This is a genomic window from Clostridium moniliforme, assembly GCF_017873235.1.
Lineage (GTDB): Bacteria > Bacillota > Clostridia > Clostridiales > Clostridiaceae > Clostridium > Clostridium moniliforme.
Genome location: NZ_JAGGJZ010000012.1, coordinates 12,326 through 37,430 on the forward strand (window position 1 = coordinate 12,326; position 25,105 = coordinate 37,430).

The window sequence follows — 25,105 nt, forward strand, 5'->3', positions numbered from 1 at the left end:
GCCAAAAAATTGGCTTTCTTTTTTTGTATTGTATTAATAACTCAAAATAAGAAATATATAGCTTTGACTTATTAAATATATTTCTGTTAAAATTGATATTAGTTTTAATTCGGTTATATTATATAGAAGCAATTAACTTCTAAGGAGGATAATAAATGAAAGAATTTGATACTATATGTGGTATTGCTACTGCACAAGGTGAAGGTGGAATAGCAATTATAAGAGTTTCAGGAAACAAAGCATTAGAAATAGTTGGACGTATATTTAGAGGAAAAAATAATTTTGATATAAATAAAATGAAGACTTATACTATGAAGTATGGAAATATTGTTGACATTTTAACTGATGAAGTTATTGATGAGGTTATTATAAGTTATATGAAAGGACCTAGAAGTTTTACTGCAGAAGATGTTGTAGAAATAAATTGCCATGGAGGTGTTGTTTCTACTAATAGGGTTCTTGAAGAGGTAATAAAAAGTGGTGCAAGAATTGCAGACCCTGGAGAATTTACAAAAAGAGCTTTTTTAAATGGAAGAATAGATTTAAGTCAAGCTGAAGCAGTTATGGATATTATAACAGCTAAAACAGATTTAGCTATGAAATCAGCAGTTATGCAAAGCGAAGGGTCACTTTCCCAGGAAATAAATAAGCTTAGAAAATATTTACTTGATGTGCTTGCTCATATTGAATATGATGTAGACTTTACAGAAGATGATGAAGAGCCGGATGAAACTATTCCTATAAAAGTAGGAGAAAGTCTTGATAAAGCAATTAGTGATATGGAAAAGCTATTAAAGGGAGCTAATGAAGGAAAAATAATAAGAGAAGGACTTAAAATGACAATAATAGGAAAACCTAATGTTGGAAAATCATCTCTTATGAATGCTTTGCTTCAGGAAAAAAGAGCTATTGTTACTGATATTCCAGGAACTACAAGAGACGTAATTGAAGAGTATATAAATCTTGGAGGTATTCCAGTTAAAATTACTGATACAGCAGGAATAAGAGAAACAGAGGATGTCGTTGAAAAAATTGGAGTAGAAAGATCTAAAGAGAAGATAGAAGAGGCTGATTTAATAGTATTAATGTTAGATACTTCAAGACCTATGGAAGAAGAAGATAGGGAAATAATAAAAGCTATAGAAGATAAAAAAACTATAGTAATATTAAATAAAGTAGATTTAGAAAGTAAAATTAATTTAGATGATGTAGAGAAGATAGGTACTTTTATTAAGATATCTGCTAAAACTGGATTTGGAATAGATGAATTAAAAGAAAAAATTAAGGAACTATTCTTTAATGGAGAAGTTGATAATGAAAGTTTAATAATAACAAATAGTAGACATAAACAAGCGTTAATTAGGGCTTTAGAAAATTGTAAAGAAGCACAGAATAGATTAAAGAAACACGAATATTTAGATTTAATTTCAATATATGTAACATCTGGATTAAAAGCATTAGGAGAAATTACAGGTTCTGAACTTGAAGAAGATCTAGTTAACAAGATATTTAGTGAGTTCTGTGTAGGAAAATAGGAGGAATTAAATTAGATGAGATATAATGCTGGAGAATACGATGTTGTAGTTGTAGGAGCTGGTCACGCAGGTTGTGAAGCGGCTCTTTCATCTGCAAGGATGGGATTAAAAACATTAATTTGTACAATAAATTTAGAATCAATTGGTATGATGCCATGTAATCCTAATATAGGGGGTACTGCAAAAGGGCATTTAGTTAGAGAAGTTGATGCATTAGGTGGAGAAATGGGCATAAATATTGATGCTACATTTATTCAATCTAGAATGCTTAATACATCAAAGGGACCTGCAGTACATTCATTAAGAGCACAAGCTGATAAGTTAAAATATCAAAAAAGAATGAAGAGCGTTCTTGAATCACAAGAAAATCTTTATGTTAGACAAGTGGAAATTGTAGATTTAGTTGTTGAGAATGGTAAAATAACAGGTGCTGTATCAAAAAATGGAGCAATATTTAATTGTAAGGCAGTAATTCTTGCTACAGGAACATACTTAAAGGCTAAGATAATAATAGGTGATGTAAGCTATAATAGTGGTCCTAATGGGTTATTACCTGCAAATGATTTATCACAAACATTATTAGACTTAGGAATAGAACTTAGAAGATTTAAAACAGGAACACCACCTAGAGTTAATAGAAGATCAGTAGATTTTTCTAAGATGGTAGAACAAAAAGGTGATGAGAAAATAATACCATTTTCATTTATGAATGATAATATTGATAGAGAACAAATATCTTGTTATTTAACTTACACAAATCCAGAAACACATCATGTTATACAAGATAATATAGGAAGGTCACCTATATATAATGGATCTATAAAAGGAATAGGACCAAGATATTGTCCTTCAGTAGAGGATAAGGTTATGAGGTTCCCAGACAAATCAAGACATCAAATATTTATTGAACCAGAAGGTGAAGATACTTTAGAGATGTATGTTGGGGGATTTTCTTCATCATTACCAGAAGATGTACAAATGGAAATGATAAAAACTATAGATGGACTTGAAAATGTTGAAGTAATGAGAGCTGCATATGCAATAGAATATGATTCAATTAATCCAACTCAATTAAAGCCAACTCTTGAATTTAAAAATATAGAAGGGCTATATGGAGCAGGGCAATTAAATGGTAGCTCAGGATATGAAGAGGCAGCAGCACAAGGAATTGTTGCAGGTATTAATGCAGCATTAAAAATACAAGGAAAAGATCCTATGATATTAACACGATCTGATGCATATATTGGAGTTTTAGTAGATGATTTAGTTACAAAAGGCACTAATGAACCATATAGAATGATGACATCAAGAGCAGAATATAGATTACTTTTAAGACAAGATAATGCAGATTTTAGACTAACTCAAATTGGTAGAGATATAGGTCTTGTATCTGATGAAAGATATAATAGATTTTTAGAGAGAAAAAATAATATAGAAACAGAGCTTCAAAGATTAAAAGATCTTCAAATAACTAATAAAAATGAAAATAACGAATTATTAGTGGAACTTGGAAGTACAGAACTAAAAAAACCAATAAGTTTCTATGAATTAATAAAAAGACCTGAGTTAGATTATTTTTCAGCTGCACAACTTGATCCTGAAAGACCAGAATATCCTGATAATGTAGGAGAGCAAATAAATATTATTGCTAAATATGAAGGATATATAGTAAATCAATTAGAGCAAGTAGATCAATTTAAAAAATTTGAAAAGAAGATTTTACCTAATGATATAGATTATGATGATGTTAAAGGCTTAAGAACAGAAGCTATCCAAAAGTTAAGTAATATTAGACCAATAAGTATAGGGCAAGCATCAAGAATTTCAGGAGTTTCACCAGCAGATATTTCTGTACTTTTAGTTTATTTAGAGTATCATTATGGAAAGAAACTAAATGGAGATAATTAAGTCATAAGGAGGCAAATATGGACTTTTATAGTTTAATGAAAACGGCAGCGGATGAGGTTAATATAGAATTTAATGAAGATATTTATAATAAATTTATTAAATATATGAGATTAGTTCAAGAATGGAATGAAAAAATTAATCTTACTGCAATTATAGAGGATGAAGAATTTGTAAAAAAACATTTTATAGATTGTATAAAAGCATTTAAAAGTGATGAACTAAAAAATGCTAAAACAGTTATTGATGTTGGAACAGGAGCTGGTTTTCCAGGTTTACCTATAGCTATATTAAGAGAGGATATTCAAGTTACTCTATTAGATTCACTTAATAAAAGGATAAATTTTTTAAATATAGTAATTAGAGAGTTAGGATTAAAAAATGTTAAGACTATACATTCAAGAGCAGAAGATGGTGCTAGAAATAAGGAGCTTAGAGAAAAGTTCGATATAGCTACTTCAAGGGCTGTTGCTAATATGGCAGTTTTATCTGAATTCTGTTTACCTTACGTAAAAGTATCTGGATATTTTGTAGCTTTAAAGGGGCCTGCAATTGAAGAAGAATTGGAAAATAGTAAAAAAGCTTTAGAGGTTTTAGGTGGAAATTTACTAAGAGTTGATAAAACATTAATAGAAGATACGGATTTGAATCATAATATAGTTATTGTTAAAAAGATAAAATCATGCCCTAAAACATATCCAAGAAAAGCTGGAACTGTAACAAAAAAGCCAATAAGATAGAAAAATTAAATAATATGTAGTAAGTTACCGTATAATAGAGAGAAATGACTAAAAATAGAGGATAAAAAAAGAAGGAAAAAAATGGTAAGTGACGAATTTTAATATATATGCAAAATTATCGGAATTTTATAAGGGATGGGTTGTGTCAATATGAATAATGAAATATTAAAAATTGATATTAACGAGATAATACCAAATACATATCAACCAAGAAGATATTTTAACGAAGATGCTTTAATGGAATTATCTCAATCTATAAAGGAACATGGTATAATTCAACCAATTACTGTTAGAAAAATAGGAGATTTTTATGAGTTAGTAGCTGGAGAAAGAAGACTTAGAGCTGCAAAACTTGCAAGTTTAAAAGAGGTACCATGCAATTTAATAGATATAACAGATACTGAATCAGCGGAACTTGCTTTATTAGAAAACTTACAAAGAGAAGACTTAAATTTTATTGAAGAAGCTGAAGCTTATTATAATTTAATTCATGATCATAAATTTACTCAAGAACAAATAGCTAAAAGAATGGGAAAGAAGCAATCAACAATTGCAAATAAACTTAGAATTCTAAAACTTAGTGAAAAAGTTAGGGAAATTTGTTTAAGTAATAAATTAACTGAAAGACATGCTAGAGCTTTATTATGTATTCAAGATGAAAAGATGCAGTTAAACATAATAAAAAAAGTTATAAAAGATAATTTAAATGTAAGACAAACAGAGGAGTTAATAAATAAAGAACTATTAAAGGCTGCTGGAAAAGAGCTTAATGGAAAATCAAAGAAAAAGATAACATCAGTTTTTCCTGCAAAACTTTATGTAAATACAATTAAACAAGTTTTTGATAAGTTTAATATACCAGCTAAATATAAAATGAATGATTGTGAAGATTATATACAAATTACAGTAAATATTCCTAAAAAGAAAAATTAAATATTAATAAATATGCCATTAGAAATATATATTTTTAATGGCTTTTTTGTTTATAAAATAATTTATAAATCATTAATAAGTAAAAGCTGAAAAAACTATTAAGAATGTATTGTTTTCTAAGTTTTATCTTTAATTATTATATAAAAAAATATATAATGTTATTATGAGAGAGGGGGTGCGAAGCTCTAGAAATACTTAGGGCTAGATATGAAAATAATTTGTATATTTAATCAAAAAGGTGGGGTTGGAAAAACAACCACAAACATTAATTTAGCTTCTTATCTTGCTATGGCAGGTTATAAGGTGTTAACAATAGACATGGATCCTCAAGGGAATACTACAAGTGGTTTAGGATTAGATAAAAGAAGCTTAGAATTTTCAATGTATGATGTTATAACTTCAGATGTAACTTTAAAAGATGTTATTATACATAGTGATCTTATTTCAAACTTATATATAGCACCATCAACAATGGAACTAGCTGGAGCTGAGGTTGAGGTTATAGGAAAAGATAATAGAGAAAGAATACTATTAGATAAGATAAGTGAAGTTAAAGATGATTTTGATTTTATTTTTATAGATTGTCCACCATCATTAGGGGTGCTGACAATAAATGCACTAACAACTTGTAATTCTGTATTGATACCTATTCAATGTGAGTTCTATGCATTAGAAGGAGTTGGACAACTTATCAATACTATTAAATTAGTTAAAAAATCATTAAATCCTAAATTGGATATTGAAGGTGTAATTATGACAATGTATGATTACAGAACTAATCTTAGTAATGAAGTATTTAATGAAGTAAAGAAATTTTTCAAAGATAGTGTTTATGAAAGTACAATTCCTAGAAATATTAGGTTAGCAGAATCTCCGAGTTTTGGCTTACCTATAATGCTTTATGATGAGAAATGTAAGGGAGCAAATGCGTATTCAAAACTAACAGAAGAATTCTTAAAAAGACAAGGTATTATGAAAGGTGAGAATAAATGAGTAAAAAATTTGGATTAGGAAAAGGATTAGGGGCATTGATTCCTGATGAAGTTGAAACTAAAGAAAAAAGTTCATCAACTACATTAATTCCTTTAAATAGTATTGTAAATAATTCAGATCAACCAAGAAAATTTTTTGACAGTGATAATATTGCAGAACTTGCTGAATCAATTAAGAATCATGGAATTATTCAACCTCTTATATTAAAAAAGGATGGCAATAAATATGTTATCATAGCAGGAGAAAGAAGATGGAGAGCTGCAAAAATGCTAAGCTTAAAGGAAGTACCTGCTATTATTATGGAATTAAGTGATAAAGAAATATTAGAGATTTCTCTAATTGAAAACATACAAAGACAGGATTTAAATCCAATAGAAGAAGCTTTGGCTTATAGAAAATTAATTGATGATTTTAATTTAACTCAACAAGAGTTAAGCAAAAGAATTGGCAAATCAAGAGTTGCAATTACTAATACAATGAGATTAATTAATTTAGATGAAAGAGTTCAACAGTATTTAATTGAAAGTGTAATTTCAGAAGGACATGGAAGAGCATTACTTGGGGTGGAAGATAAAGATTTACAATATGATCTTGCACAAAAAATAATTGATGAAAAGCTTTCTGTTAGAGAATTAGAAAGATTAATTAAATTATTATTTAAAGAAAAAGATAATGATAATAAAAAGAAGAATGAGGAGATTAATCCTTATGTTAAAGATGTTCAAAATAGACTTCAAGATTATTTTGGAACAAAGGTAAATATAAACTCAAAAAATAAAAAAGGAAAAATAGAAATAGAATACTATTCAGAAGATGATTTGAATAGGATTTTAGAGTTGATAAATATTTAATGTTTCACGTGAAACATGTTTCACGTGAAACATCTTTAATAAAAGGAAGGACGGAAAAACAGTGGAAGATTTAATATCAAATTTAGGAAATTACTTACCTTATATATTACTTGGTATGGGAATAATAATTTTATTACTTTTAATTTTAGTTATTGCCCTATGGAGATCAGTAGGTAAACTAGAAAATAAGTACAGAAGAATGATGAGAGGTACTACAACAAAAAATCTAGAAGAATTAATTAATAGTAAGCTAGATGAAGTAGAAAAGGCAACAGATGCAGCAAATGTAGCAGCTAAAGCTTGTGATGAATTAAAAGTTGAAATAAGAGGTTGCGTACAAAAGGTAGGAATAATGAGATATAAAGCTTTTGAAGATGTTGGAAGTGATTTAAGTTTTTCTATAGCAATGTTAGATGGACATAATGATGGAATAATAATAACAGGGTTATATGGAAGACATGATAGTACAACTTATGCAAAACCAGTTGATAAAGGTATTTCAAGATATGAATTATCAGAAGAAGAAGCGCATGTATTAAAAGAAGCGATGAATAGTAAGTAATAAAAAATCTCTTTTCTCAAATAATTTGAGAAAAGAGATTTTTTATACACTTTTAAATATTAAGATAAATAAAAGTGTATTAGTTAATTTATATATCAATATATTTGGATTTATTGCTGTTTGTTAGTAATTTATTAATACAATAAATTATACCACTAGCTATATTTTCAGCTAATGAATTTACTAAATATAATCTAGTATTTTGTAATACTACAAATTCAAAATTATTTGATTTTATATTAACTACTCCGGTTATACTTAAATTACCTACAGGAGGTAAATTTTTATTAAGTGCTAATCCTGGTATTAAGGGTTTATGCTTTATAAAGATTTTCCCAACATTTTTTAAAGAACCTAGAGATGCATCTATTGCTATAATATAAGGATTATTAAAATTATTATTTATTTTATTTATAGTTTTATTAAGATTTTGGGAATGTATTGGATTATATAATGAACCATAAATAAATATTCTTTCATTACTAAATTGTTTTATATTATAACCAACTATAGGACCTAAAGAATCACCAGTTGACCTATCAGAACCAATACATAAAAAAATAATCTCTCTATTACAATCTATTTTACTTAATATATCATAAAGATACTTTCCAATTTGAACAGATGAATTTGTATTAACTCCATAAACAGAAAAAGAATTATCCATTAAAAAAACCTCCCTTTATAGAAATTATTTCCATAAAGGGAGGGATATATTCAAACGGTTTATTATAATTCTTCACTAGCTTTTTTTAATATTGATAATGCATAATCTATATCTTCTTCAGTATTAAAGTAAGAAATACTAAGTCTTACGGTGCCAGATGGAAAAGTTCCTATAGTTTCATGGCACATTGGAGCACAATGTAGTCCTGAACGATTACTTATACCATAGCTTTCAAGATAAAAAGATAATTCTGATGTATCTACACCTTTTAAATTAAATGATAAGGAAGTAGTAGCTTTATTTCCAGTTATATCCCCATATACATTATAATTTTTAATGTCTAGTAGACCGTTTAAAAGTTTTTTATAAAGTTTTGAGTTTTTTTCTTTTATATTTTGTATTCCAACTTTATTTATAAACTCTATAGAATTAGATAAACCAACAATACCAGGAATATTTAATGTTCCACTTTCAAATTTATCAGGCATAAAGTTTGGTTGATGTATTTCGTGAGAAAGACTTCCTGTTCCTCCTTGTAAAAGAGGTTTACAAATCTCATTTAAATCATCATCAATAATAAATCCACCAATGCCTTGAGGACCAAGAAGACTTTTATGTCCAGTAAATGCTAATGCACTAGCATTTATCTCTTTAAAATCTATTGGAACAGTTCCTGCAGATTGAGCTGTATCGACTATAAAAAAAATACCATGCTTCTTGCAAATTTCACCAACTTCTTTAATAGGCTGAATAGTACCAACTACATTAGAGGCATGAGTTATAACAACAAGCTTAGTATTACTTTTTATAAAATTTTCTATGTCATTAGGATTTATAAATCCATTAGAGCTTGCTTTAACAAAGTCAATTTCAATATTTAAATTTTCCTTGCACCATATTAATGGTCTTATAACTGAGTTATGCTCAATAGAAGATGTTATAACGTGATCTCCTGCTCTTAAGGATCCTTTTATAAGTGTATTTAATGATGCAGTAATATTATTTGTAAATATTACATTTTCAATTTTGTCATAGTTAAAAAATTTAGCTATTCTTTCACGGGCTGTAAAAATTTCTCTATTACTTTCTAATGCATTTTGGTGGTTTGATCTATTTGCGTTACCACCTACATTTACTAAATAATTATAAATTGAGTCAGCAACAACCTTTGGTTTAGGAAAGGTTGTACTTGCATTATCTAAATATACCTTCATAATTCAACACCTCTCACCAAATTAATACATATAATCCGTAAATAAAGAAACATATTGCAATAATATATAAAACAAAGCTTAATAATTTTGATGTAAGAGCATTAACATCACCCTTTATTAATTTTAAGCCTTTTGAAGCAAATAAATTTAATATAGCTAACCAAGATAGACTTCCGATTAGCATACATAAAAAAGATGTATAAAAAAATGCAGTTCCATCTGATCTCCATATAGACATAACAGTTCCACTAAAAGCTAACCAAAAGGAAAATGTTACGGGATTAATTAATGTAATTATAAAACCGGATACAAATCCTCCTGTTTTTGGATTATTTAAAAATCTTGAAGCTTTAGTATTACATTCTTTTTTTGAATGTTTAGCAAAAAGAAATAATACTATACCAGATATGAGCCAAAAAACTCCTTTATATATATAATTTTGTTCTAGTATTTGTAGTAAACCTAAATTAATTATAGTCAAATATGTATAATCAGCTAAAACAGCACCGATGGACACTTTAAATCCATGCCAGAAACCTTTACTTATAGAGCGGTTTATAGACTCTAATCCAGCTGGCCCTAGTGGAATTGAGGCTATAACACCTGTTAAAAAGCCTACAATTGGCGCTTTTAAAAATTGTACCATAATGATCTCCTTTGAATTAAATATAAATCTATATTATTTAATTATAAATCAAATTTAAATACAATTCATTAAATTTGACTAAAACATATTATATTTCTTTATAAAACTTATAAATTATATATAATATAGAATATAAGCAAAATTTTTAGAGAATAGGAGTGATAATTATGAAATATTATATAATAGTTTTTAAAAATACTCATGATGCTATGGCTGGAGAAAAATTTCTTGGAGAAAAAGAATATAATTTTAGAATTATGCCAACTCCAACTTCTATAACAAAGAGTTGTGGAATTTGTATAAGAGTGGAAAGCGAAGAAGACATTAATAAAATTAAAAAAGAAAATTTTGAATATAAAAATATATATTGTAAGCAAGATTGTGGGTATGAGGAAATTATTTAACTAAAAAGGAGAGAATACATAATACATGAATTATTTACTAATTGATATATTTTCTATGAAGGAAGGAATAAAAATTGGACCTATAAAAATAACTGCTGAATCCATAGATTTTATAATAAAAAAGGGCTTTAAGGTTATTAGCGTTATTATTTTAATGTTTATAGCAATAAAGGTTGGAAATGTAGCTATTAAAAAGTTTGTTGATAGGCAAGTTAATAATCCTAATTCTAAGCTCACAATGAATCCTCAAAAAGCTAAAACAATAGGAGCTGTATTACATAGTATACTTAAATATTCTGTATATTTTATAGGAATAGCTATAATATTGTCAGATTTATTTAATGGAATTTCATTAACCTTTGCTAGCATAGGAGGTTTTGCAGTAGGTTTTGGAGCACAAAGTTTAGTACAGGATCTTATAAATGGATTTTTTATATTATTTGAAGATCAATATGGTGTTGGAGATTATGTAACAATAGGAAGTTTTGAAGGAATAATTGAAAGTATTGGAATAAGAACAACAATAATTAAAGATTTTAATGGTGATATTCATTCAATTCCAAATGGAACAATTAAAGCAGTTACAAATCATTCAAGAAGTAATATAAGGTTTATTGTAGATGTATCTATAGCTTATGAAGAAGATATAGATAATGCACTTGGAGTTATAGAGAGAACTTGTAAAGTTTTTGAAGAAGAACATAGGGAAGAAGTGGTTAACTCAATAGAAATATGGGGAGTAACTGACCTTGGTGCATCAGGACTTAATATAAGAACGGTTGGATTTAGTACACCAATGTGCCAATGGTCAATGGAGAGAGCTCTTAGAAAGGCTATAAAAGAAGCTTTAGATAGTGCTGGAATAGAGATTCCTTATAATAAAACAGAAATAATAATAAAAAATAAAGGAGAGAAGGTTAATTGGTAGAGAATTTTAATTTAGGTGATATAGTTGAAATGAAGAAACAACACCCTTGCGGAGAAAAAAATTTCGAAATAACAAGAATTGGTGCAGATATAAAAATAAAATGTACAGGGTGTGGGAGAGTTATTATGATACCAAGGTCTAAATTTCAAAAAGGTGCAAAAAAAATAGTAAAAAAAGCAGAAAGTTAATAAAAATCCTTGAAAAATTAAATTTAAAATGTTAAAATTATAAATTGTAATCCCTGCTGTGTAAAACACAGCCGTTAGTCCGAGGGGAGGAGGTGAAAATGATGAGAAAGTACGAAACTATATTCATACAACACCCATCACTTGATGAAGAGGCTGTTAAAGCTAACATCGAAAAGTTTAAAGGTGTAATAGAAAATGGTGGAGGAACTGTAGAAAACGTTGATTTTTGGGGTAAGAGAAAGCTTGCTTACGAAATTTCAAAAGTTAACGAAGGATACTATACACTAGTAGACTTTACAGCAAACCCAGAATTACCAAGAGAATTAGAAAGAATATTCAGAATTACTGATGGTGTTATAAGACACATCGTAGTAAAGCAAGAAGCGTAAGAGAGGTGATATTGTAATGAACAAAGTTATACTTTTAGGTAGACTTACAAGAGATCCTGAATTAAGATTTGCAGCAGGAAGCGGTAACGCTGTTACTAGATTTTCAATTGCAGTCACAAGACAATTCAAGAGAGATGAAGCTGATTTTATCAATTGCGTAGCTTTTGGAAAAACAGCTGAAACAATAGCACAATATCTTACAAAAGGTGGCCAAATTGCAATCACTGGTAACATCAGAACAGGTAGTTATGATGCACAAGATGGTTCAAAGAGATACACTACTGATGTAGTAGTTGAAAGCTTTGAATTCGTAGGTGGCGGTAAAGGTAACAATAATACTGGATCATTTAATAATGATTTCGGTGGCAATAATTCTGATTATTCAAAACCATCAAATGATTCATTTGGAGGTTTTGACGATGATATGACTCCAGTTGATGACGGAGACATGCCATTTTAGTTTTTCAAGGTAAGGAGGGGAAAATAATGAGAGAAAACAACAGAAGATCTGGCGGAAGAATGAGAAGATCTAAGAGAAAAGTTTGTGCTTTTTGTGTTGAAAAGGCTGAATCAATAGACTACAAAGATGTAGCTAAGTTAAGAAAGTATGTTACTGAAAGAGGAAAGATACTTCCAAGAAGAATTTCAGGAACATGTGCTAAGCACCAAAGACAATTAACTGAATCAGTTAAGAGAGCTAGAAACATAGCATTATTACCATTTACAACTGAGTAGTAATGATAAAGAGAGTAAAATAGAATTAATTTTCTATTTTACTCTCTTATTTTTTTGAAAAAACTTTCATTATCTTGCATTAGTACTGGAAAAAAACTAAAATATACATACAAGGTTTTTTTAGGGGTGAGATTTATGAAAAAACATGGGTTAAATATAATGGGAAATGTTAAAATTATTGAAAGTTTAAAGGCTCAATTACTTAGAGTAATTGGAGATTTTTATACTTTATTAACAAGAGGAAGTAATGTTGCAGAAGAGGCTATAGTTGATTGTATATCAGGTGCAATAATTATTTTATATGTATTAGGAGAAAAGCTTGGATATTCATTACCGGAAATAGATCATCAGATGAAAAAAAAACTTGATATTGGTATAAGAGCTGAAGATGAAGTTGAAAAAGAAGGAAAGAGCTTAAGTAAACTTAAAGAATATATTTCAGACAGAAGAGAACAATAAAAATAATTAGGAGGAGTTTATGAAATTTACTAAGTTATTACAGAAACTAATAAAGCCAATAGTGCTAATTTTATCTTCTGTAATATTCTTTTTATTAGGGTATAAACAAATTAGTTTATTAATTGTAATAATATATCTTATAGATAATTTTTATGAGTTAAATAATTATTGGAAAAAAGAAGATGATATGAATCAACTAACAAAGAACATAAACAAGACCATAGAAAAAAATGTTGCTAGCACATTGTTACCTATTGTATTGATAGATAAGGAAGGCAGTATAAAATGGCATAACGATATATTTAACGAATTAAAGCCTAGTAAAAGTTTTATAGGAGAAAATATATTAAGCATTGCAAGAGAACTTAATTTAAACAATATAATAAAGGCAGAATATGATTTACATCAAAGGTTAAAGCTAAATGGAAGGCTATATGATGTATATAGTACAAAGATTTTTAGAAATAAGGAAGAGTTATATTTAGTATATTTCAACGATATAAGTGAATTTATAGGTTTAGATACTACAAAAGAAAGTATAATGCTTATAGAGATAGATAATTTTACTGAAGCATTAGATACAACAGATGATGTAGATAAACCTTTAGTAATTGCAGAAATAGATAGACAAATAAATTCGTATGCTTATGGATTAGAGGCTATGATAAAGAAGTATCAAAGAAATATGTATGTTGTATCTGTTCAAGATAAATATATAGATGAAGAGATAAATAATAATTTTAAAATTTTAGATAATATATCTAAAATAAATAAGGGAAATAAGTTAGATATAACATTAAGTATTGGTGTTGGTAGGGGTGGAATATCACCTTTAGAAAATCATAATTATGCAGTTGTTGCAAAGGAACTTGCATTAGGAAGAGGCGGAGACCAAGTTGTTGTAAAAAGCAGTGATGGAGTTAAGATTTTTGGTGGAAATACAAAAGAAGTAGAAAAAAGAACTAGAGTAAGAGCAAGGGTTGTTTCTCATGCTTTAAAAGAACTTATATATGAAAGTAATAAGGTATTTATAATTGGTCATAAAAATCCTGATATGGATTGTTTTGGAGCAGCAGTTGGATTTGCAAGTGCAATAAAGCAATTAGGTAAATCTTGTAGCATTATATTAGATAATGATATAGGAGCAATAGAATATTATTTAGGAGAATTGAAAAGTGATTCAAAATATGCTAATCTATTTGAAACATCAGAAGAAGCAATAAAAGAAATTGATGATGATTCTCTTTTAGTTATTGTGGATGTACACAATAAAAATTATGTTAATAACTTAAAAATTGTTGAAAGTTCAAAGAGAAAGGTAATAATAGATCATCATAGGAGAAGTGCTGATATAATAGAAGATACATTGTTAAACTATATAGAAGTATATGCATCATCAACTTGTGAGATGATAACAGAAATAATACAATACATGAATGATAAACCAAGTCTCACAAAGTTAGAGGCTGAAGGATTACTTGCAGGAATTTATATGGATACAAAGGGATTTTCATTAAAAACAGGTGTTAGAACCTTTGATGCTGCCTCTTTTTTAAAAAACATAGGTGCAGAAACTACAGAAGTTAAAAAGATGTTTACTGATAACTTAACAGATTTTATACAAATTGCTGATATAATTAAATCAGCAAAGATTACAGACAAAATAGCAATTGCAACATGTCCAAGTAATGTAAGAGATACTGTTATTATTGCAAAATCAGCAGATGAGTTATTAAATATCTCTGGTATCTTAGCAAGTTTTGTATTAGCTAATATTGATGGGGATACTTATATAAGTGCAAGGTCAATAGGAGATATTAATGTTCAAGTTGTACTAGAAGCACTAGGTGGTGGAGGACATATGAACATGGCAGGAGCTAAAGTATCAGATAAATCAATAGATGAAGTCTTAGTTGACTTAAAAGATTCAATGAAAAAATATTTAAGGGTGGGTGACTAATAATGAAAGTAATTTTATTAAAGGATGTTAAAAAGTTAGGAAAAAAAGGTGATGTTATAAATGCATCAGATGGATATGCAAGAAATTTTCTATTTCCAAAGGGGTTAGCAAAGGAAGCTACAGAAAATAATTTACATATTTTAAATAACCAAAAGGAAAACGAAAGAAAGCAAAAGTTAGCTGAATTAGAAGCAGCACAAAAGTTAGCTAGTGAATTAAAGGGAAAAGAAATAAAAATAGTAGGTAAGGCTGGAGATAATGGAAAATTATTTGGAGCTATTACAAGCAAGGATGTTGCAAAAAAGATAAAAGAAACTTATAAAATAGATATTGATAAAAAGAAAATTGTAATGGAAACAATAAAAGTAGCTGGTGGATATGAAATAGAAGTTAAATTATATCCTGAAGTTTCAACAAAGATGAAAGTTATTATTGTTCCACAAGTATAAGGAGGAAATGATTTGAAATTACAACAGGAAGTTAATTTCCTAAAGGATGTTTTAACAGGAGACCTATCTAAAGACTCTAAAATAAATGTTCTTTTTGATATATTAAAGAATGTATTAGATGAAGGTGCTATAAGGGCTAGAACAATAAGATTTAAACTAAATAAATATATAAATTCAAAAAATGTTGCAGAAAGAGCTTATGCACTTAATATGATAGCTTCAGATGGAGCGGGAATTGAAGTAGTTCCACCAGAAGAAAAAATAGATGAAGTTCTTGAAGATGCTGTAGGTTGGATTTCGGAAGAAATAGCTAAAAAGTATATTCAAAGCCAAATAGAATCTAAAGTAGAAAAAGCTATAATGGAAAAGCAAGAAAAATATATTGATGAAATGAGATTATCCATTATAAAAAAGGAAAAAGGTAGTGAAAATCAAAAGACAAAGAAAAAATATGAGGAACTTAAGGAGTTAGATTCAAGAGTAACAAGTAAAAATATAATGAGCTTTTTAAGACCAGAAACCTTAGATGAGATAGTTGGTCAAGAAAGAGCAATAAAATCATTAATTTCAAAGTTATCATCTCCATATCCTCAACACATAATTCTTTATGGACCACCAGGAGTTGGTAAAACTACAGCTGCAAGAATTGCATTAAATGCAGCAAAAGAATTAGACTTTACTCCATTTGATGATAATTCTAAGTTTGTTGAAGTTGATGGTACAACTTTAAGATGGGATCCAAGAGAAATTACAAATCCTTTATTAGGGTCAGTTCATGATCCTATATATCAAGGAAGCAAAAGAGATTTAGCTGATATAGGAGTTCCAGAACCAAAGCCAGGTTTAGTTACTGAAGCTCATGGCGGAATTTTGTTTATAGATGAAATTGGAGAATTAGATAATATACTTCAAAATAAACTGTTAAAAGTTCTAGAAGATAAGAGAGTTGAATTCTCATCATCATATTATGATCCAGATGATGAAAAAACTCCTAAATATATAAAGTATTTATTTGAAAAAGGAGCTCCAGCAGACTTTGTTTTAATTGGAGCAACAACAAGAGAACCTAGCGAGATAAATCCTGCTCTTAGATCAAGATGTACTGAAGTTTTCTTTGAACCACTTGGAGTTAAGGACATTGAAAATATAGTAAAAAATGCTGCCAAAAAACTTGGCGTTTCACTTGAAAAGGAAGTTCCGGAATATATAAGCAGATTTACTATAGAAGGTAGAAAGGCTGTAAATATTCTTACTGATGCATATGGATATGCTCTATACAAGAGAAAGATTAAACCAAAGAAGCTTAAGATAACGTTAAAGGATGTTGAAGAAGTAGTTTCAATTGGAAGATATGTTCAATTTGAAAGAGTTACTGATGGTCCTGATTATGAAGTTGGTCATATAAACGGGTTAGGAGTTAGTGGATTTATTGGATCTACAATAGAAATTGAAGCAGCAGCTTTTCCAGCAAAGAAAAAAGGTGCAGGAACAGTTAGATTTAATGAAACCGCTGGAAGTATGGCAAAGGATTCAGTATATAATGCAGCCTCAGTAATAAGAAAAATTACTGATAAAGATATAAAAGATTATGACATACATGTTAATGTTATTGGTGGAGGAAAAATTGATGGGCCTTCAGCAGGTGCAGCAATAACTGTTTGTATAATAAGTGCATTATTAGAAAAGCCGTTAAGACAAGATGTTGCTATTACCGGGGAAATATCACTAAGAGGAAATGTTAAACCTGTAGGTGGAATATTTGAAAAAATTTATGGAGCTAGAAGAAAAGGGATTAAACTTGTAGTAGTTCCAGAAGATAATAAAAATGAAGTTCCGCAAGGATTAACAGATATAGAAGTTAAACCTGTTAAAACTATTGAGGAAGTAATGAATTTAGTTTTTTAATATATTTTGAGGGTGCTTAAGTATTTTAAGTACCCTCTTTAAATTTCTAAAAAATCATAAAATATTAATTTACACATTTAACTTTTTTTAATATAATAATTTGATATAATATGAGAGTATAAAGTTTGGAAGGAGGTAATTAAATGGAAACAACTGTTAATAGAACATTGCCACAAAGTATAGAGGCAGAGCAATCTGTAATAGGTTCTATGATTATAGATAGAAGTGCAATAGCTCAGGCTGCTGAAGGCTTAGATGAAGAAGATTTTTACAGAGATAGCCATAAGGTATTATTTAAGAGCATAATTGAAATGTTTAAAAGAGATATGGCTGTTGACTTAGTTACTGTACTAGAAAATCTAAAAGCAAATGATACTCTTGAAAGAGCTGGTGGTGTAACATATGTAACAGAAATAACATCCTCTGTACCAACAACAGCAAATCTTGGTTCATATATACAAATAGTCCAAGAAAAATCAACACTTAGAAAGCTTATTAAAGCATCAACTTCAATTATTGAGGAAAGTTATAATAAGCAAGGTGATGTTGAAAATGTATTAGATTCAGCAGAAAAGAGAATATTTGATATAGCTGAGAAGAGAACTACAAGTGATTTTGAACCTTTAAATCAAGTTCTTGAAAGAGGATTTATAGAAATAGAAAGATTATTTAATAATAAAGGTGAAATAACAGGAGTAAGTTCTGGATTCTTAGATTTAGATGCAAAGACATCTGGATTTCAAAAGGGAGATATGGTTCTAATTGCAGCAAGACCATCTATGGGTAAAACAACTTTTGCATTAAATATAGCAGAACATGCAGCACTTAGAGAAGGAAAAAGTGTAGTTATATTTTCACTTGAAATGTCAAAAGAACAATTAGCTTATAAGCTTCTATGTTCTGAAGCTAATGTTGATATGTTAAAACTTAGAACTGGTGCTTTAGATGATAAGGATTGGGAGAATATAGCAAGAGCTACAGGACCTTTATCAAAAGCAAAAATATATATAGATGATACTGCTGGAGTATCAGTAATGGAAATGAGATCAAAGTGTAGGAGACTTAAAATAGAATATGGAATAGATTTAATAATGATTGATTACCTTCAACTTATGTCAGGTTCTTCATCAGAGAGTAGACAGCAAGAAGTATCAGAGATATCAAGATCAATAAAAGCATTAGCTAAAGAAATGGAGTGTCCAGTAATTGCACTTTCACAGTTATCTCGTGCTCCAGAGCAAAGAGCAGACCATAGACCAATGTTATCTGACCTTAGAGAATCAGGTTCAATTGAGCAGGATGCTGACCTTGTTATGTTCTTATATAGAGATGAATATTATAATAAGGAAACAGAGGAAAAGAATGTTGGTGAGTGTATTATAGCTAAACAAAGAAATGGTCCAGTTGGAACAGTTAAACTTGCATGGCTTGGTCAATTCAGTAAATTTGGTAATTTAGATACAATACATCAGGAGTAATATTAAATTTTAAAAATATGAAACTCACCTTTAAATGGTGAGTTTCATATTTATATAGATATTTAAATTAGGAGGTTTTTTATGAGTAAAAAAATAGGATTTATAGGATGCGGAAATATGGGAAGTTCAATGGTTGGAGGATTAATAAATAAGAAGTTTGTAGATCCTAAAGATATTATCGTATCTACTAGAAGTAATGAATCAAAAAAAAGGTTAGAAGATAAATATGGAATAAGAGGCGTATTAAATAATATAGTTGTTGCAAAGGAATCTGATATAGTAGTATTAGCAGTTAAACCATATATGTATAAAGAGGTCCTAGAAGAAGTTAAAACAGTTTTTAGAGAAGATCAAATTATTATAAGTATAGCAGCAGGTATAGAATTAAGTGATTTACATAATATGATAGGAGATAATTTTAAAATAGTTAAAACTATGCCAAATACACCAGCATTAGTAGGAGAGGGAATGTCTGCAATATGTCCAAATGGTAATGTAACAGAGGAAGAGTTAAGTTATGTTTGTAGTATGTTTGAGGCATTTGGAAAATATGAGATATTAAATGAAAAAGACTTTCACGGATTTATAGCTTTATGTGGTTCATCACCAGCTTATGTATTTATGTTTATAGAAGCTATGGCAGATGGTGCTGTAAAACTTGGAATACCAAGAAATAAAGCTTATAAGATGGCAGCACAAAGTGTACTTGGTTCAGCTAAGATGGTTCTTGAAACAGAGGAGCATCCAGGAGTGTTAAAAGATATGGTATGTTCTCCAGGGGGAACAACTATAGAAGCTGTTTGTGAACTTGAAAAGAAGGGTTTTAGAGATGCAGTAATAGAAGCATTAGATAAGTGTGCAGCTAAATCAAAAAGTATGTAAAAAAATAATTTAAAAAATTTTTAAATTAATTGTTGACAAAAATAAAAGTATTTTATATACTAAATGTAGTGATAATCAATATCAATTAGAAAGCGTGAGAAAATTGAATTGGTTATGAAACTGGATACACATAAACACACAAAAACATTAACTAAAAACTCCTCTTAATTATTAAAATTAAGGAAAAAAACCTTAGAGACCACAGCTCTAAGGTTTTTTTATTTTCTAATAAAATGTAATACATACGAATTATTTATTTAATATAAATAAAAATATTCGATAAAATATTGATTTATAATTTATGGTTTGATACTATAATTATTGGAGATTATAAATCCAAAAATATTTATATTAAATTTTATATTAATGTAAATAATAGAAATGTATAAATAACTCCATAAAATTAATAAAGACTTAGATTGATAGTCTAAAGGAGGCAAACAATATGTCAGCATTTATAGTAATAGGAGCTCAATGGGGAGATGAAGGAAAAGGAAAGATGACAGATTATCTTGCAGAGGACGCAGATGTTGTTGTTAGATTCCAAGGAGGAAATAATGCAGGTCACACTGTAGAAGTAGGAGATAAGCAATATAAGCTTCACTTAATACCTTCAGGAATACTATATGATGATAAGACAAATGTTATTGGTAACGGAGTAGTAGTAGATCCAAAGGCATTATTTGAAGAAATAGAATATTTAGAAGGTGTTGGAGTTAAAGTAACACCAGAGAAGTTATTAATAAGTGATAGAGCACAATTAATAATGCCATATCATAAAGTATTAGATAAATTAAAAGAAAAAGCAAGAGGAAAAAATGACATAGGAACAACAGGAAAAGGAATTGGACCTTGTTATACAGATAAATATGAAAGATGTGGTATAAGAGTTTGTGACCTTATGCACGAAGATGTATTTGAAGAAAAATTAAGAGAAAATGTAGAAGCTAAGAATTTATACATAACAAAAGTATTAGGTGGAGAACCTTTAAATGTAGATGAAATTCTTAAAGAATACCTTGAACTTGGAAAGAGAATGAGACCATTTGTTAAAGATACTTCAGTAAAAATTTATGATTCAATAAAAGCAGATAAGAATGTATTATTTGAAGGTGCTCAAGGAATGCTTCTTGATATTGACTATGGAACTTATCCATATGTAACATCATCAAATACAACTGCTGGCGGAGTAGCTAGTGGATCAGGAATTGGACCTAGAATGATAACTAACGCTGTTGGTATAGCAAAGGCATATACAACTAGAGTAGGTAAAGGACCATTCCCAACTGAATTAAATGATGAGACTGGTGTTTGGATAAGAGAAAAAGGTCATGAGTATGGAGTTACAACTGGTAGATCAAGAAGATGTGGATGGCTTGATTTAGTAATTCTTAAAACAGCTGTAAGAGTAAGTGGATTAACTTCACTTGCAGTAACTAAAATAGATACTTTAGCTGGACTTGATAAGATTAAGGTATGTGTGGGATATAAATTCAATGGAGAAGTTATAGATTATTTCCCAGCAAGTTTAGAAGATCTTGCTAAGTGTGAACCTGTATATGAAGAATTTGAAGGCTGGGATGATAGTGTAGCTGATGCAAGAAGCTATGATGAACTTCCTGAAAATGCAAAGAAATATATAGAAAGAATTGAAGAGTTTACAGATACAAATGTATCAATAGTTTCAGTTGGTCCAAAGAGAGATCAAACTATGAGAGTTAAAGAAATTTAATTCCGACTAGAAAACTTGACTTTAATAATTGTATAAAATATAATCTTTTTATAGATGATAATTATGTACATAAAATTATTAAAGAGGTGAATCAAATGATAACTAAGGATATGACAATTGGTGAAATAATTCATAAGGATCCAACAAGAGCAGAAATTTTAATGGCTTTTGGAATGGGATGTGTTGGATGTCCATCAGCTCAAGCTGAAACATTAGAAGAAGCAGCAGCTGTTCACGGATTAAATTTAGATGCACTAATAGTAGCATTAAATAATAAAGAAGAAATGTAATATAACCTAAGTTATTTAAAGGCAGATAGAACTTAATCTATCTGCTTTTTTATAATAAAAAATATCATTGTAGTTTTGATTTATATAATTAATTTTTTGTAAAAATAAGTTTAATATAAAAATATATAATAGAAAGTTTAAATAGATTAAGATAGGATTATACTATATTTAAATTTTGAGGTGAGTAGTAAATGAAAAATTGCATAAAAAAATATACAAAACCATATGAGGTTATATATCGTGATTCAGATTATAAGTTAAGATGTAAGTTAGAATCAATAGTGGATTTTTTCTGTGATGTTGGGAGCATACATGCTGAGACAATAGGAGATACAATAGATTTTCAATTAGCTCATGGATGTACTTGGGTATTTTATAAATATGATATAAAGGTTCACAAATATCCAAAGTATAGACAAAAGATAAATGTAACAACAATGCCAGCAGGATTTAAAAAGTTTTATGCTTATAGAAATTATTTAGTGGAAAGTGAAGATGGTGAACTTCTTGCAGAAGCGACAGCATTATTTTTCTTGATAAATATAGAAAAAAGAAGACCTGCAAGAATATTAAAGGAATACTATAAGATATATGATGAAGAAAAAGATTTAGATAAAGCTATAGACATGGAAAAAATAGAAAAACCTACGAGAGAGGATTACTATAAGGAATTCCAAATACGATATAGTGATATAGACTCAAATACTCATGTAAACAATGCTAAGTATATTGAATGGGCTATAGAGTCAGTTCCAATAGAAGTAGTTAAGGACTATCAAATAAGCAGAATAAAGGTGGTTTTTGAGAAAGAAACTACTTATGGAAATAAAATTCATGTATCAGCAGAAGTTAAAGAGGATGGAGATAAATTAATTACTCTTCATAAAATTACAAATAAAGATGGAGAAGAGTTAACATTGTTAGAAGCTCATTGGACAAAGGTAGAAGATTAAATTTATAGAAGAAGTTCTTTGTTTTTAATAAATAATAGAAACTCTTTGTGAAATTAAGTAAGTCTAAAGGATTATCCAAAATCAACATTCACTAAAACATAGCTATAATTTTAAGTATCTATAATAATATAGTTTGAAAATATAGAATACTTATAAAAAAAGCAAAATAGTAAACTTAGAGTATAGTTAAATTTTATTACTCTTTAATGTTTAGTATTTTGCTTTTTTATTTTTTTAGCTAATTTTTGTTTTTAAGTATAGAATTTATAGCAAAAAATGCAGAACTCCAAGCCCATTGAAGATTAAAACCACCACAATCTCCATCAACATCTAAAATTTCTCCAGCAAAATAGAGATTTTTAATAATATTAGATTCTAGTGAGTTTTCGGAAACTTCTTTTGTATTAACTCCTCCAACTGTTACTTGTGCATTTGAAAAATCTTTAGTTCCTATACATTTAAATTCCCAATTTTTTAATTTATTTATTAGTTCCTGTTGACACTTCCAGTCAAGTTCATAACAGGGAATGTGTATATTAGAAATTCCAATATCTTTAAGAAGAATAGGGATAAGTTTTTTATTTACAACTCCAATTAAAGCATCAGAAATACTTCTATGAGAAAATATTGATAAATGACCATAAATGAAATTACTAACCTCATCTAATGATTTATCATTCATCATATCTAATTTTATCCACACATCATCATTATTTTTTAAATGTCTAGAAGCTGTGGATGAAATTTGTAATATAGGTGGACCAGATATTCCGTAGTCTGTGAATAAAATTTCCCCAGATTCTTCTCTAACAATTTTTTTGTTAACTATTAAAGATACTTTGCCATCAAATTTAATTCCAGAAAGTCCTTTTAGTTTAGGATAATCTAGCTTTAATTGAACTATTCCAGGCATTGTTTTTGTAATAGAGTGACCTAAATCTTCAGCTAATTTAAATCCAGAACCATCAGATCCAGTTTTAACTGCAGATTTTCCTCCACAACAAAGGAGAAGTTTTGAACAGCTAAAGTATTTAAATTCATCATTATTTGTGGATAACTTAAAATTTTTATTTTTGTGGATAGTTTTTACTTTACAATTTGTGTATAAAGGTATATTTCTATCCTCTAAAGCTAGCCTAAATATATCCACAACTGATGATGCTTGAAGTGATTGTGGATAAAGTTTGTTATTTTCAAGTTCTACTATTGGTAATCCTATTGATAAAAAGAAATTTCTTGTATCTTCTATTGAAAAACTATTTAATGCATTAATAAAGAAGTCTTTATTAGAGCTATGGTAATTTTTAAATGGATAAGAAATTGATGAATTAGAAATGTTACACCTTCCATTTCCAGTAGTAAGAATTTTTTTACCAACTCTATCTGTTCCTTCAACTATAGCGACATCAAATCCAAAATCTTTAGCTAAAATAGCAGACATTAGTCCTGAAGCACCGCCACCAACTATTATTAAATCATGATATATCATACTTAAAATTTTCTCCTTAAAATATACTTTAATATAAATTCTACCACAGGAATAATTCTTATTAAAGAAATGAATTTTAAATATATATTTGAAAAAATTTTTTATATATAGATGTAGAAATTTTTCTTTTATAATATATTTTAAAAAAAAGTTTAGTTTATAAAATTTAATATTATCAATAAAGAATTACTGATAGGTATTAATAAGTTTTATATGGTAAAAATAGTATTATAATAAAGCTGAAGCTTGATTTTTCTAAGAAATAAGATTAAAAAATAAAAAAATATATAAAAAACAAAAAATACTTTATTTAGGTATTAAAATAATGCAAAAAACTTGTGTAAGTAAGGGTTATCAACAGTTTATATGAAATAATAATGTGTAATAAAATGCAATATTAAGTAGTAAAAATAAAAAAAATTAAAAATTTATTATAAAAAGTGTTGACACTTAAAATGATTTTATGTAATATAGTCTATGTGATTACCGCCTCTAAAACAAATGAGCGGGTTACAAAAAAAGTTTTTAACTTAATATGGCTCCTTGGTCAAGCGGTTAAGACACCACCCTTTCACGGTGGTAACAGGGGTTCGATTCCCCTAGGAGTCACCATTTAATTTTATAATTTTATGTGGGCGCATAGCTCAGCTGGGAGAGCACCTGCCTTACAAGCAGGGGGTCACAGGTTCGAACCCTGTTGTGCCCACCACATAAATTTAATACGGCTCAGTAGCTCAGCTGGTTAGAGTGCCGGCCTGTCACGCCGGAGGTCGAGGGTTCGAACCCCTTCTGAGTCGCCATTTAAATTTAAAATATAA

Annotated in this window: 26 protein-coding genes and 3 tRNA genes; 25 read left to right on the forward strand and 4 right to left on the reverse strand. The window is 28.6% G+C overall.

Going from position 1 to position 25,105, the window contains the following annotated elements; genetic code table 11:
* Positions 1-155: 155 nt before the first annotated feature.
* From mnmE to J2Z53_RS11955, 7 genes are all read left to right on the forward strand, one after another.
* The gene (gene mnmE, locus J2Z53_RS11925; RefSeq protein WP_209797711.1) at positions 156-1,535 is read left to right on the forward strand and encodes a tRNA uridine-5-carboxymethylaminomethyl(34) synthesis GTPase MnmE; all 1,380 of its coding nucleotides are present in this window, start codon (positions 156-158) and stop codon (positions 1,533-1,535) included.
* 15 nt (positions 1,536-1,550) lie between these two features.
* A complete protein-coding gene (gene mnmG / locus J2Z53_RS11930; RefSeq protein ID WP_209797712.1) occupies positions 1,551-3,443 on the forward strand; it encodes a tRNA uridine-5-carboxymethylaminomethyl(34) synthesis enzyme MnmG in 1,893 nt (630 codons plus the stop codon).
* A gap of 17 nt (positions 3,444-3,460) precedes the next feature.
* A complete protein-coding gene (gene rsmG, locus J2Z53_RS11935) occupies positions 3,461-4,180 on the forward strand; it encodes a 16S rRNA (guanine(527)-N(7))-methyltransferase RsmG (protein WP_209797713.1) in 720 nt (239 codons plus the stop codon).
* A 150-nt stretch (positions 4,181-4,330) separates the two neighbouring features.
* The gene (gene noc / locus J2Z53_RS11940; protein ID WP_209797714.1) at positions 4,331-5,113 is read left to right on the forward strand and encodes a nucleoid occlusion protein; all 783 of its coding nucleotides are present in this window, start codon (positions 4,331-4,333) and stop codon (positions 5,111-5,113) included.
* A 207-nt stretch (positions 5,114-5,320) separates the two neighbouring features.
* Entirely contained in the window at positions 5,321-6,106 is a 786-nt protein-coding gene (locus J2Z53_RS11945; RefSeq protein WP_209797715.1) for a ParA family protein, read from the forward strand.
* Positions 6,103-6,957: a ParB/RepB/Spo0J family partition protein gene (locus J2Z53_RS11950; protein WP_209797716.1), complete on the forward strand. Its 855-nt coding sequence runs from the start codon at positions 6,103-6,105 to the stop codon at positions 6,955-6,957. The genes J2Z53_RS11945 and J2Z53_RS11950 overlap by 4 nt, the downstream gene beginning before the upstream one ends.
* A gap of 61 nt (positions 6,958-7,018) precedes the next feature.
* Complete coding sequence (locus J2Z53_RS11955; protein WP_327786723.1) at positions 7,019-7,519, forward strand: DUF4446 family protein; 501 nt, start codon at positions 7,019-7,021, stop codon at positions 7,517-7,519.
* Positions 7,520-7,607: 88 nt separating this feature from the next.
* Here the strand turns inward: J2Z53_RS11955 and yyaC are convergent, their stop codons facing one another.
* The 3 genes from yyaC to J2Z53_RS11970 all read right to left on the reverse strand — a co-directional run bounded on the left by yyaC (position 7,608) and on the right by J2Z53_RS11970 (position 10,046).
* A complete protein-coding gene (gene yyaC / locus J2Z53_RS11960; RefSeq protein ID WP_209797717.1) occupies positions 7,608-8,186 on the reverse strand; it encodes a spore protease YyaC in 579 nt (192 codons plus the stop codon).
* A 62-nt stretch (positions 8,187-8,248) separates the two neighbouring features.
* Complete coding sequence (locus tag J2Z53_RS11965; protein ID WP_209797718.1) at positions 8,249-9,400, reverse strand: aminotransferase class V-fold PLP-dependent enzyme; 1,152 nt, start codon at positions 9,398-9,400, stop codon at positions 8,249-8,251.
* A 13-nt stretch (positions 9,401-9,413) separates the two neighbouring features.
* Entirely contained in the window at positions 9,414-10,046 is a 633-nt protein-coding gene (locus J2Z53_RS11970; protein ID WP_209797719.1) for a LysE family translocator, read from the reverse strand.
* A 167-nt stretch (positions 10,047-10,213) separates the two neighbouring features.
* Here J2Z53_RS11970 and J2Z53_RS11975 point away from each other — a divergent pair, with 167 nt between their 5' ends.
* The 15 genes from J2Z53_RS11975 (at position 10,214) to J2Z53_RS12045 (ending at position 22,798) form a co-directional block, all read left to right on the forward strand.
* Positions 10,214-10,450: a DUF3343 domain-containing protein gene (locus tag J2Z53_RS11975; RefSeq protein ID WP_209797720.1), complete on the forward strand. Its 237-nt coding sequence runs from the start codon at positions 10,214-10,216 to the stop codon at positions 10,448-10,450.
* Between the two features lie 25 nt (positions 10,451-10,475).
* A complete protein-coding gene (locus J2Z53_RS11980; RefSeq protein WP_209797721.1) occupies positions 10,476-11,378 on the forward strand; it encodes a mechanosensitive ion channel family protein in 903 nt (300 codons plus the stop codon).
* Positions 11,372-11,566 carry a DUF951 domain-containing protein gene (locus J2Z53_RS11985; RefSeq protein WP_209797722.1) on the forward strand — a complete coding sequence of 65 codons (195 nt, stop codon included), beginning with the start codon at positions 11,372-11,374 and terminating at the stop codon, positions 11,564-11,566. The genes J2Z53_RS11980 and J2Z53_RS11985 overlap by 7 nt, the downstream gene beginning before the upstream one ends.
* 101 nt (positions 11,567-11,667) lie before the next feature.
* Positions 11,668-11,955: a 30S ribosomal protein S6 gene (gene rpsF, locus J2Z53_RS11990; protein WP_209797723.1), complete on the forward strand. Its 288-nt coding sequence runs from the start codon at positions 11,668-11,670 to the stop codon at positions 11,953-11,955.
* A gap of 16 nt (positions 11,956-11,971) precedes the next feature.
* Positions 11,972-12,415, forward strand: a complete 444-nt coding sequence (locus tag J2Z53_RS11995) for a single-stranded DNA-binding protein (RefSeq protein ID WP_209797724.1) — start codon at positions 11,972-11,974, stop codon at positions 12,413-12,415.
* A gap of 26 nt (positions 12,416-12,441) precedes the next feature.
* A complete protein-coding gene (gene rpsR, locus J2Z53_RS12000) occupies positions 12,442-12,690 on the forward strand; it encodes a 30S ribosomal protein S18 (protein ID WP_209797725.1) in 249 nt (82 codons plus the stop codon).
* Positions 12,691-12,825: 135 nt separating this feature from the next.
* Positions 12,826-13,149 (forward strand): MazG-like family protein, encoded by a 324-nt coding sequence (locus J2Z53_RS12005; protein WP_209797726.1) that lies wholly within the window; start codon positions 12,826-12,828, stop codon positions 13,147-13,149.
* A gap of 19 nt (positions 13,150-13,168) precedes the next feature.
* Positions 13,169-15,109: a DHH family phosphoesterase gene (locus J2Z53_RS12010; protein ID WP_209797727.1), complete on the forward strand. Its 1,941-nt coding sequence runs from the start codon at positions 13,169-13,171 to the stop codon at positions 15,107-15,109.
* Between the two features lie 2 nt (positions 15,110-15,111).
* The gene (gene rplI, locus J2Z53_RS12015) at positions 15,112-15,558 is read left to right on the forward strand and encodes a 50S ribosomal protein L9 (protein WP_209797728.1); all 447 of its coding nucleotides are present in this window, start codon (positions 15,112-15,114) and stop codon (positions 15,556-15,558) included.
* 12 nt (positions 15,559-15,570) lie between these two features.
* Complete coding sequence (lonC, locus tag J2Z53_RS12020; protein ID WP_209797729.1) at positions 15,571-17,463, forward strand: Lon family ATP-dependent protease; 1,893 nt, start codon at positions 15,571-15,573, stop codon at positions 17,461-17,463.
* A 143-nt stretch (positions 17,464-17,606) separates the two neighbouring features.
* Positions 17,607-18,941 carry a replicative DNA helicase gene (locus J2Z53_RS12025; RefSeq protein ID WP_209797730.1) on the forward strand — a complete coding sequence of 445 codons (1,335 nt, stop codon included), beginning with the start codon at positions 17,607-17,609 and terminating at the stop codon, positions 18,939-18,941.
* Between the two features lie 81 nt (positions 18,942-19,022).
* The gene (gene proC / locus J2Z53_RS12030) at positions 19,023-19,823 is read left to right on the forward strand and encodes a pyrroline-5-carboxylate reductase (RefSeq protein WP_209797731.1); all 801 of its coding nucleotides are present in this window, start codon (positions 19,023-19,025) and stop codon (positions 19,821-19,823) included.
* 445 nt (positions 19,824-20,268) lie between these two features.
* On the forward strand, positions 20,269-21,555 hold the full coding sequence (locus J2Z53_RS12035; RefSeq protein ID WP_209797732.1) for an adenylosuccinate synthase: 1,287 nt from the start codon (positions 20,269-20,271) through the stop codon (positions 21,553-21,555).
* A 95-nt stretch (positions 21,556-21,650) separates the two neighbouring features.
* Positions 21,651-21,845: a DUF1858 domain-containing protein gene (locus tag J2Z53_RS12040; protein ID WP_209797733.1), complete on the forward strand. Its 195-nt coding sequence runs from the start codon at positions 21,651-21,653 to the stop codon at positions 21,843-21,845.
* Positions 21,846-22,036: 191 nt separating this feature from the next.
* Positions 22,037-22,798, forward strand: a complete 762-nt coding sequence (locus J2Z53_RS12045; protein ID WP_209797734.1) for an acyl-[acyl-carrier-protein] thioesterase — start codon at positions 22,037-22,039, stop codon at positions 22,796-22,798.
* Positions 22,799-23,036: 238 nt separating this feature from the next.
* On the opposite strand, the gene J2Z53_RS12050 is transcribed toward J2Z53_RS12045, so the two are convergent.
* Positions 23,037-24,287: a BaiN/RdsA family NAD(P)/FAD-dependent oxidoreductase gene (locus J2Z53_RS12050; RefSeq protein ID WP_209797735.1), complete on the reverse strand. Its 1,251-nt coding sequence runs from the start codon at positions 24,285-24,287 to the stop codon at positions 23,037-23,039.
* 537 nt (positions 24,288-24,824) lie between these two features.
* On the opposite strand from J2Z53_RS12050, the gene J2Z53_RS12055 reads away from it, so the two are divergent.
* The 3 genes from J2Z53_RS12055 to J2Z53_RS12065 all read left to right on the forward strand — a co-directional run bounded on the left by J2Z53_RS12055 (position 24,825) and on the right by J2Z53_RS12065 (position 25,087).
* A tRNA-Glu gene (locus J2Z53_RS12055) sits at positions 24,825-24,899 on the forward strand.
* A gap of 21 nt (positions 24,900-24,920) precedes the next feature.
* Positions 24,921-24,996: transfer RNA gene (locus J2Z53_RS12060), tRNA-Val, on the forward strand.
* A 14-nt stretch (positions 24,997-25,010) separates the two neighbouring features.
* Positions 25,011-25,087: transfer RNA gene (locus J2Z53_RS12065), tRNA-Asp, on the forward strand.
* Positions 25,088-25,105: the final 18 nt, after the last annotated feature.

What these genes read in the sequence shown, in the direction of transcription:
- J2Z53_RS11970 (WP_209797719.1), bottom strand. Translation starts at nt 10,046, where the DNA reads ATGGTACAATTTTTAAAAGCGCCAATTGTAGGCTTTTTAACAGGTGTT.
- J2Z53_RS12050 (WP_209797735.1), bottom strand. Translation starts at nt 24,287, where the DNA reads ATGATATATCATGATTTAATAATAGTTGGTGGCGGTGCTTCAGGACTA.
- rpsR (WP_209797725.1), top strand. Translation starts at nt 12,442, where the DNA reads ATGAGAGAAAACAACAGAAGATCTGGCGGAAGAATGAGAAGATCTAAG.
- J2Z53_RS12045 (WP_209797734.1), top strand. Translation starts at nt 22,037, where the DNA reads ATGAAAAATTGCATAAAAAAATATACAAAACCATATGAGGTTATATAT.
- J2Z53_RS12005 (WP_209797726.1), top strand. Translation starts at nt 12,826, where the DNA reads ATGAAAAAACATGGGTTAAATATAATGGGAAATGTTAAAATTATTGAA.
- proC (WP_209797731.1), top strand. Translation starts at nt 19,023, where the DNA reads ATGAGTAAAAAAATAGGATTTATAGGATGCGGAAATATGGGAAGTTCA.
- J2Z53_RS12040 (WP_209797733.1), top strand. Translation starts at nt 21,651, where the DNA reads ATGATAACTAAGGATATGACAATTGGTGAAATAATTCATAAGGATCCA.
- noc (WP_209797714.1), top strand. Translation starts at nt 4,331, where the DNA reads ATGAATAATGAAATATTAAAAATTGATATTAACGAGATAATACCAAAT.
- J2Z53_RS11980 (WP_209797721.1), top strand. Translation starts at nt 10,476, where the DNA reads ATGAATTATTTACTAATTGATATATTTTCTATGAAGGAAGGAATAAAA.
- J2Z53_RS12025 (WP_209797730.1), top strand. Translation starts at nt 17,607, where the DNA reads ATGGAAACAACTGTTAATAGAACATTGCCACAAAGTATAGAGGCAGAG.
- J2Z53_RS12010 (WP_209797727.1), top strand. Translation starts at nt 13,169, where the DNA reads ATGAAATTTACTAAGTTATTACAGAAACTAATAAAGCCAATAGTGCTA.
- J2Z53_RS11950 (WP_209797716.1), top strand. Translation starts at nt 6,103, where the DNA reads ATGAGTAAAAAATTTGGATTAGGAAAAGGATTAGGGGCATTGATTCCT.
- J2Z53_RS11965 (WP_209797718.1), bottom strand. Translation starts at nt 9,400, where the DNA reads ATGAAGGTATATTTAGATAATGCAAGTACAACCTTTCCTAAACCAAAG.
- rpsF (WP_209797723.1), top strand. Translation starts at nt 11,668, where the DNA reads ATGAGAAAGTACGAAACTATATTCATACAACACCCATCACTTGATGAA.
- J2Z53_RS12035 (WP_209797732.1), top strand. Translation starts at nt 20,269, where the DNA reads ATGTCAGCATTTATAGTAATAGGAGCTCAATGGGGAGATGAAGGAAAA.
- yyaC (WP_209797717.1), bottom strand. Translation starts at nt 8,186, where the DNA reads ATGGATAATTCTTTTTCTGTTTATGGAGTTAATACAAATTCATCTGTT.
- J2Z53_RS11945 (WP_209797715.1), top strand. Translation starts at nt 5,321, where the DNA reads ATGAAAATAATTTGTATATTTAATCAAAAAGGTGGGGTTGGAAAAACA.
- J2Z53_RS11995 (WP_209797724.1), top strand. Translation starts at nt 11,972, where the DNA reads ATGAACAAAGTTATACTTTTAGGTAGACTTACAAGAGATCCTGAATTA.
- rplI (WP_209797728.1), top strand. Translation starts at nt 15,112, where the DNA reads ATGAAAGTAATTTTATTAAAGGATGTTAAAAAGTTAGGAAAAAAAGGT.
- mnmE (WP_209797711.1), top strand. Translation starts at nt 156, where the DNA reads ATGAAAGAATTTGATACTATATGTGGTATTGCTACTGCACAAGGTGAA.
- rsmG (WP_209797713.1), top strand. Translation starts at nt 3,461, where the DNA reads ATGGACTTTTATAGTTTAATGAAAACGGCAGCGGATGAGGTTAATATA.
- J2Z53_RS11975 (WP_209797720.1), top strand. Translation starts at nt 10,214, where the DNA reads ATGAAATATTATATAATAGTTTTTAAAAATACTCATGATGCTATGGCT.
- mnmG (WP_209797712.1), top strand. Translation starts at nt 1,551, where the DNA reads ATGAGATATAATGCTGGAGAATACGATGTTGTAGTTGTAGGAGCTGGT.